Origin of the sequence: uncultured Mucilaginibacter sp., from assembly GCF_903913935.1 — a bacterium.
Classification (GTDB): domain Bacteria; phylum Bacteroidota; class Bacteroidia; order Sphingobacteriales; family Sphingobacteriaceae; genus Mucilaginibacter.
Window position 1 is genome coordinate 1 of record NZ_CAIWNH010000025.1, and the last position, 2,790, is coordinate 2,790.

At 44.1% G+C, this 2,790-nt stretch carries 2 protein-coding genes; one reads left to right on the forward strand and one right to left on the reverse strand.

Going from position 1 to position 2,790, the window contains the following annotated elements:
- The first annotated feature begins 396 nt into the window (after positions 1 to 396).
- On the forward strand, positions 397 to 1,452 hold the full coding sequence (locus tag QZY09_RS00980) for a hypothetical protein (protein ID WP_295666967.1): 1,056 nt from the start codon (positions 397 to 399) through the stop codon (positions 1,450 to 1,452).
- 228 nt (positions 1,453 to 1,680) lie between these two features.
- Here QZY09_RS00980 and QZY09_RS00985 read toward each other — a convergent pair whose 3' ends face one another.
- Entirely contained in the window at positions 1,681 to 2,463 is a 783-nt protein-coding gene (locus tag QZY09_RS00985) for an HAD-IIA family hydrolase (RefSeq protein ID WP_295666971.1), read from the reverse strand.
- Positions 2,464 to 2,790: the final 327 nt, after the last annotated feature.

Below are 2,790 nucleotides of genomic sequence, written 5' to 3' on the forward strand. Positions count from 1 at the left end.
CTATCCGATCCGTCTAAATATTCCCGACAAATCTTACGCTTAAACTCTTCGCTGTACTGGCTTTGCCATTTACTGCCAAACACTTTTGAATATCTCTCCATTTTTGTTTACTGTTGTGTAAACCTATTTCAGGACAAGACAGACTCTACTGGTACGAGTATGCCGCACGAGGCTATGCAGGGCGTATTCAAGCCTTAATGCTGTGCGTTGTTCTGCATTAAGTAAACGCGTCCTAAATTTCAAACTGCGAACATCGGAGCATTCAATCTCCTTGTTATAAAGCAGGGACAGTTTGAATGATTTTTCCTGCTTTTTTTAAATTAAATCCATATTGATGACGCAGGTCATTTTTTAGACGACCTGTTGAGTAGTATTTTGGTTGCCAAATTAAACCGCATGGCTCCAACTGCTACAAAAAAACAAATTCAATTATCGGAACGTTCTGTCCTTGTCTGGCGATTGGTACAAACTGCAGTCTGGTTGGTTGGTGCTGCCATTTTAACCTGTCTTTTAATTTTCCCGTCTGTTGGCATTGTGCTGTTCTGGGATATTTTGATACCCCTTGCGCCTGCATTACTGGTAATTGCCCCCGGATTGTGGCGAAATGTGTGCCCTTTGGCTACTACCAATTTGATGCCCAGGCGATTGGGCTTCTCAAAAAGAAAGAAGCTGACAGCAAAACAATCGGGCATCTTCGGCCTTGTGGCGGTTGCGGCGCTCTATATCATCGTGCCGCTGCGTCACGCAGTATTCAATACCAATGGGCCTGCTACGGCGATGCTTATTATCGCTATGGCCGTGATCGGGGTGTCACTCGGTTTTTTTTACGAATGGAAAAGCGCCTGGTGCTCGGGTCTTTGCCCTATACATCCTGTAGAAAAGTTGTATGGCGGTAACGTGTTTTTAACTCTACCAAATGCCCAGTGCGACAAATGCATGCATTGCGTAGCACCATGCCCTGATTCAACTGCTAACTTCGGTCCTGAGTCTACCAAAAAAACAACCTGGAACCGAATCAGCGCCCTATTGATAACTGGTGGACTGCCAGGTTTTATCTGGGGATGGTTTCATGTACCGGATGCTGCGTCAATAAGCAGCATCGGAAGTTTTTTTGCCGTTTATCAAATGCCGATGTTGGGGCTGCTGGCGACGCTGGCTATTTACAGTTTAATAATAGCCATAATTCAAACCAAATACGAACGCAAACTAACCGGGCTGTTTGCAGCTGCGGCAGTTTCCTGCTATTACTGGTACCGTGTTCCTGCATTGTTTGGTTTTGGCGCCTGGGGCCGCGATGGTTTGCTTATAGATCTCAGCAAAACACTATCAAGCGTAGCTATTACCGGCATTACTGTAACGCTTACAATTTTCTTCTTTTACCGGCTATTCCTCGCCGAAAAAAACAGGAAAAGCTGGTTGATCAGACCGGTGAAGTTAAAACTAAACAGCTAGCGTCATAAATTAGATTTGATTCGGAATTAACAAGCGCGGTGGGGGCATACTGAGCCCGTCGAAGGGCGGCGTGCGTTGGGCCTTTGCACAGGGGCTTCGACAGGGCTCAGCATGACAACGCACCAAAAAGCTATACCGATATTTTGATGCGCCGGATATCATCCTCAGCTTTTAGAACGATAGCGAGCATTTGGCATGTCATAGACTCAAGGCTAAAGACTAATTACTTCAAACTCCCCACCATTTCAAGGGAAACTCTATCTTATCCACCGAGCTTGCTACCATATCAGGTTTGAATGCGTAGTGGCTAAGGGTTTCTTTAGTGGCTATGCCCGAAAGTACCAAAATGGTTTTATAACCCATTTGAACGCCTCCCTGAATATCCGTTTCCATGGTGTCGCCAATAACGGTTGTTTCTGCAGTTTCCAGGCCCAAATATTTGCGGGCCGACCGCATCATTACCGGACTGGGTTTACCCGTTACAAAGGCTTTGCGGCCTGTTGCTTCTTCAATCATCGCTGTGGTTGCAGCTATGCCAAGGTTGTTCCATCCCGGCTTCTTCGGGGAGGGGTCGCGGTTGGTAGTAATAAACTTGGCTCCGGCCAAAATCATATCTACCGCACGTTGCACCATTTCCAGCGTAAAATTCCGGCCTTCACCTAAAACCACAAATTCCGGGTCTGAGTCAACCAGGGTTACGCCGTTTTCGTGTAAGCTGGTCAGTAAACCGCCCTCGCCCAATACATAGGCAGTGGTACCATTTGGACTTTGGTCGCCCAAAAACTTGCCGGTAGCCATGGCGCTGGTGTAAACATGTTCTTCACTTACTTCAATACCCAGGCGTTTTAATTTACGTACAGCCTCTAACCGGGTGCGTTGGCTGTTATTGGTCATAAAAGTAAAAGGTATATTATTTTTAAGCAGATTGGCGATGAAGCGATCGGCACCCGGTATCAGGTCCTCACCGCTGTAAATCACACCGTCCATATCAATTAATAGTCCGTGTTTCATATTATTCTATTTTAAATGATGTGCAGGCAATTACTGTTGCCCCTTATTACAAATATAACAATAGTAAGGCTATCAATAATTTACTATTGTCAATAATATAGTAAAAGTTAAATTATTTTAACATTATTGCTTATATTTATGGTTAATGTTAATAAATTCTTAATTTTGACTATCGTCATTAGCTAATTAGCGTCTACATCATTATGATGTTTTAAGCCATTTTTTCGTTTTTTATTGCCTAGCCGCCCAATTAGTTCTTCAACAAGCGGTTTGCTGATTGCAAAATTTATTTACTTTTAGCATACCATGCAAACCAAAAACGATAAA

Coding starts and splice junctions, on each gene's coding strand:
- QZY09_RS00980 (WP_295666967.1), top strand. CDS start 397: ATGGCTCCAACTGCTACAAAAAAACAAATTCAATTATCGGAACGTTCT.
- QZY09_RS00985 (WP_295666971.1), bottom strand. CDS start 2,463: ATGAAACACGGACTATTAATTGATATGGACGGTGTGATTTACAGCGGT.